The following is a 4,730-nucleotide window of genomic DNA, read 5'->3' on the forward strand; positions in this document are numbered from 1 at the left end:
AGCAGGCAAAAATATATGAGGCTCTCGGAGTGAAGGTACCAACCTCGTCATGTTAACTCCGAGAATCCAGGATATACCGCAGGTTTCCATAAGCGTCCAACAGCTTTAGAATAAAGCCCGGTAGATAATCCCCACATTATCTTTGCTGTATCATTATTTTTATCTGGTATAGCAGATTTTCCTTCTATTAATTGCACAACTATTCCCTTGTCTGCACAATACAATTTTAATGAATCATGTAAATCAAAATATGCCGATTCATTTTTTATTTCCCGAAGATGTGCCAAACAACTTGGAATATATATTATCAATATATCAAATGACATTAGATTTTTTGCTAATACATTGATATATCGAGTCAAGCCTTTAAAAAAATTAATTGCATCCAATTTTAATACTACGTCCAAATTGTAAGACATAAATCTTACATTGTCATTAATACTTGGAATATCTATATCTTTCCCAAATATCTTCTCAAAGCCTAAATACTCTGGTAAAAAATACCGTTCTTGCTTTAAATTCGTGACATATTGTTGCTTTAATTTTTCTAAATGTGCCACAATTTCCTGCTGTGTCTGAGCTGGGGTTAAAGCTGCTAACTTTATACTGTTCAAGATTGTTCCGTTTTTCAGATACTCTATAGGACCATAATTAATCAATCCTTTCAATTGATTTATAGCAACCTTGCTATCATCATCTATTGAAAAGCACATCTTTGGTTCTTCACATTGAAAACACTGAATTTCTGGCCATGATTCTTTCCTGCCTACTCCTCCACCAGTATAAACAATTTTATTAAATTCCAATAAAAAACCTGCAATTCTAAAAGCCAATTCCTTATTGAAACATAATCTTTTTGTCCAGTCATTTATACGCTGGCTAACATCTAAGTTATACAATTTTGAAGAATGAAAATTAATAATTCTCTGTTTATGCAATTTATCAATGGGCTGTCCGTTATCTTTTTCAATATAAAATGTAGGCAAAATGGTTAGGAGTATTTTCTTACCTACACATGACAAGAACACTTCAACTGCATCATAAATTATATTTCCATTTTCCTTTTTGCTTTCTTTTGGATCAAAGAATTTATTTCTCCCAAAGCATATTAGTCCTTGAGAAATCAATCCCACTTTAATCAGGTCATAATACAAACTCCAAACGAATGAATAATCTTTTTGTATCCAATCTTCTGGAAATTTTTGCATTTCTATATCTGATTTTAATACCTTTTCAAATATATTCTGTATCTCCTCCTTATCCCCAAAAGCCCATACTTTACCTTTAAATAGCGCAGCTACCAACTTACCAGAATGATTCAGATAGCTTCTCAATTCTTTCCATGATGTAATGGTTGTTTCAAATGCATAGCTTTCCTCTGGATATTTTAATGCTTCAAATGTATTTGTCTTTGTAAACACATTCCTTTTTCTTAGTCCCCCAAATAAAATTGGCTTAATACAATCTGGATTTTTCCATCTTTCGTCAATTTCCTTATACGACTTCCCCATAGTCAAATATAATCTGTACATCAGATCATCAAAACTATCAATATCAACAACACCAGATTGCTCATTTGCAGAACAGGCAAACTCCATAAAATTTTCGGCACGTTCACTCAGAACAGTGTTCTTAGGTTTGCACCAAATTATCCCATATGGCAGACCATTTTGATTTACTATTTTTTCTAATACGGTCATTACAGAATTATCATTTCCTGCATACCCAATTACGATAAGTCCCCTTTCATGCAAAACATCCTGAAGTTTTAAATTAATGGAATTTTCTAACGCCTGCAATTCCTCTGACGTATTTTTTAAATGATCCACCAAATAATCCCCATGCAATTTCAATATTGTAGGAATATCATCATTTAAATTAAATCCCACGCTATTTTCAATAGCAGAAGATATTGTTTTTATAGAATGCCCTGCATCAATAGCATACACACCGGCTTTAATTAAGTCATCAAAATTAGTAGTATTTAAAAACTTTATACGACCTTCAATAATTAATGCTCCCAAACAGAGATATCCCAAATAAGGTGTCACATTTTTCACTTTGCTTTGAATATATAAATCTCTGTCTCTTTTATTTCCAAACAAATATTCAAAGTAATGCGAATATTCTTCCCTTGAATATAAACTTGGATGTTCTCTTGTTGCATCAAGGTAGGTTTGTATTTCCCTTTGCGCAGTCTCCTTCGACATATCTGGGAACGCAGTCTCAGAAATTCTATTCTCTATACAATAAATTTTTCTCTTAAAGTCCCACACCATTTGCCCTCCTGACATTATACCAGAAGATATAGATGCTCCTGCCCCTAAAAGCATAGATATACTTTCATTCGGTTTTACTGAAAAACTGCTTATAACATTACTGATCGTATACTTTTTCAATTTTTCCACCCCAAAAATGTATATTAAAACCAATGTCTAAAGGTTTTAATATATTTTACCATATTTTGACATTCTTTACTATCCGAAAAACAGAACAAAAAGAACCGGACATGAATCATATCACCCAACCCGTAACATGAAATCTATATCTAACTTCTCCAAAAATTTTGCCCTCTTATACCCTATCCTCCATATTTCAACAGCATTTTTCTACAGCATTTTTCTACAAACTGGCAAAACTTCAAACAAACACGGAAACCCTTATACTTTCACGCAAAACTCCAAACTATGAAGTGCTATCACGAAAACTCATATACAAACACGAAAACTCCGAGCAGTTTCCGTGTTTGTATCATATCCCCCGTTTTTCAACAGCATTTTCCGTTAAGCTAATACACCTTTCAGCCAAAACCACCAATATCCTACTCCTTTTTATCTTTCCGCTTTATACTATCACGGAAACCCCCGACTTTTGCGTGAAAATATACTTTTGCCTGATAGTACGATTTTTTCTCCTATCGCCATACTATCAGCGGCATCTAAAAACACGAAAAAATGGGGTCCACCACCCACCGTGATGAACCCCACCAAGCCTAAAAAACCTTGATTTTAAGCCATTCTTCAATACTTTCGCCTGCGAGTACCAAAATTCCTATGGCATCATTTGGAAATAGCCGCCTGGGCTGCTGTTAGATTATGATGACTTTTACCCCTGTGGTAAATTATTTACCCCTTTTACCCCACCTGTGCGGAATTTACCCCACCCTATTTTGCGATTCGACAAATCGACAAAATCCATACTTTTCAGTGCTGCGAAATCGCATTAAAGCAGCCTTAAAAGCTGTAGCAGCTCATGCGACTCCTCCGTATCTGATGCGGTCTGCCTGGTATCAAACTGCGAAAAACGGTTATCGCGGTAAAATGATAAAAGCTTTTCCTCATTTTCAGCTTCTAAGAAGGTCACTACGCCTCCGCCCAAATACTGTATCTCTTTAATTTTGTCCCATGCCAGTGCGAGTAATTCTTCGCCAGTTATTTTTTTGTCTGCACCATTGGTAAAATTTTTGCCAAGTTGGGCAATAAGGTATGCAGACATGGTATAAGTATCTGATTTTTCATCCCATTCACTGACACGCAGCAACTTTTTCTTTACGGTATTGCTTACTGTTTCTCCCCTTACAGTTAAAGGTTTCAATGCAATGGTAAAATACCCTACCAGCACCATGCTGCTTATGTCAAATACAAGATATGTAACCGACTGATTCTTTTTCGTAAACTCTACCGAACTTTTTTTCAAAAAACGCTCGACATCCGGATTCCGCAGACAAGAAAAACCGGAGAGAACTTGAAGAAGCCTGCTCTCTCCGAGTTTTGGATTATCACTATTAAGATAGCGCCGAATGTTGATAACTAAATACCTATTTGTTTCCAACATTTGCTTTCTCCCATTTTGCCATAAATTCTACCAGTTCTGCTTCGTCTGTTATCTCTCTCGCAGCCACAGGTATATGAACAGGACGGTTCTTGGCAGATTCTTCAATCGCATTGATGAACATCTCCACCTGTTCCTTGCCGGAAATGACAAAATTCTTTGTGATACTTGAAGTTGCCATAATAAACACCTCCTTTGTTAGTATGATTCTTCCGCTATAATTCATACTTTTCTATCTCTATTTTATTATTTTATATCGGTTAATGCAACAAAACATTTTATGAATTTTTTATAACTTATTTTCCACTTGCTATCCCGCCAAAACAGAGGTAAGCTACGACACCACAGAGAGGAGGGATTGGATTGGAAAAAGATTCTGCATTGTACCAGCTCATGGACACACGCATGCACAGCGTCATGAACGGTATCGTGAGCAGTGACGGGGAATACCAGGCGATTCTCCGAAAGTCTGACGTATACTCCGGCGAACTGGACAGGATGGATTTATCAAAAGAAATCCGGCTGCTGATCGACCGCTACGTCAGCGAGCAGAACGCGCTGGGCTCCCGGTTTGGGATGCTTGCATATCTGCTTGGATTTTCCGACTGCAAGGCCATGTTCTTGGGGAAATGCCTGCCGACAGACGCAAAAGAAATGAATACAGAATTGTAACCGCAAAGTGCCGGACAGGACGGAAAGGCTGCGCCACAGCCCTTCCGCCCTGTCCCTCTTTCGTTTTAAATGAATATCCATGCCTCCAGCTCCGCATATTTGTTGGACTGGATCTATGTCAATACTTTGGACAAAAAAAGTCGAAAGATTATGCTGTTTTTTTAAGTTCCTCATCCTCCTTTTGCTGTGGTGTCAAATAACCAATAGAGCTATGTATCCGCTTACGA

Annotated in this window: 4 protein-coding genes; 1 reads left to right on the forward strand and 3 read right to left on the reverse strand. The window is 36.8% G+C overall.

Translation table 11 applies throughout. The annotated features are described in order from the left end of the window. Nucleotides 1-47 precede the first annotated feature (47 nt). The 3 genes from D5281_RS24030 to D5281_RS24040 all read right to left on the reverse strand — a co-directional run bounded on the left by D5281_RS24030 (nt 48) and on the right by D5281_RS24040 (nt 4,012). Entirely contained in the window at nt 48-2,399 is a 2,352-nt protein-coding gene (locus D5281_RS24030; RefSeq protein WP_160562404.1) for an SIR2 family protein, read from the reverse strand. 823 nt (nt 2,400-3,222) lie between these two features. Then, the gene (locus D5281_RS24035; protein ID WP_160562405.1) at nt 3,223-3,834 is read right to left on the reverse strand and encodes a GNAT family acetyltransferase; all 612 of its coding nucleotides are present in this window, start codon (nt 3,832-3,834) and stop codon (nt 3,223-3,225) included. Continuing rightward, on the reverse strand, nt 3,818-4,012 hold the full coding sequence (locus tag D5281_RS24040; RefSeq protein ID WP_022741653.1) for a hypothetical protein: 195 nt from the start codon (nt 4,010-4,012) through the stop codon (nt 3,818-3,820). The genes D5281_RS24035 and D5281_RS24040 overlap by 17 nt, the downstream gene beginning before the upstream one ends. 182 nt (nt 4,013-4,194) lie before the next feature. On the opposite strand from D5281_RS24040, the gene D5281_RS24045 reads away from it, so the two are divergent. Then, nucleotides 4,195-4,503 (forward strand): hypothetical protein, encoded by a 309-nt coding sequence (locus D5281_RS24045; RefSeq protein WP_160562406.1) that lies wholly within the window; start codon nt 4,195-4,197, stop codon nt 4,501-4,503. Nucleotides 4,504-4,730 lie beyond the last annotated feature (227 nt).

It is taken from the genome of Parablautia muri, assembly GCF_009917485.1.
Taxonomy (GTDB): Bacteria; Bacillota; Clostridia; order Lachnospirales; family Lachnospiraceae; genus Suilimivivens; species Suilimivivens muri.

Excerpts from the sequence above, each read along its gene's own strand:
- D5281_RS24040 (WP_022741653.1), bottom strand. The coding sequence starts at position 4,012 with ATGGCAACTTCAAGTATCACAAAGAATTTTGTCATTTCCGGCAAGGAA.
- D5281_RS24035 (WP_160562405.1), bottom strand. The coding sequence starts at position 3,834 with ATGTTGGAAACAAATAGGTATTTAGTTATCAACATTCGGCGCTATCTT.